Raw genomic sequence first — 329 nt, forward strand, 5'->3', positions numbered from 1 at the left:
TCCAAAAGGAAGTATTGGATATGCCAAATATTTTGCGGGCGACTGCGATAGTGACGGTATTTCCAATGAAATGGAATGTAACGGTGGATATTTAGGAACAGGTACTTGCCAAGACTTTGATTCGGATAGTATTCCAAACTTCTTAGATCCAGATTCAGACAATGATGGTATCCTAGATATGATTGAGAAGAACATGGACAGCGATGGAGATGGAGATGCCAACTACTTGGATTTAGATTCAGATAACGACGGTATTTTAGATACTCAAGAAAGATCATACGATACGGATGGAGATGGTGTAATGAACTTCTTAGATAGCGATTCAGATA

At 38.9% G+C, this 329-nt stretch carries 1 pseudogene; it reads left to right on the forward strand.

The features are described 5' to 3' along the window. Window positions 1–329 (forward strand): annotated as a pseudogene (locus U0R11_RS13675) (hypothetical protein); the annotation flags it as partial.

This window comes from Aquirufa salirivi, from assembly GCF_045310485.1.
Lineage (GTDB): Bacteria > Bacteroidota > Bacteroidia > Cytophagales > Spirosomataceae > Aquirufa > Aquirufa salirivi.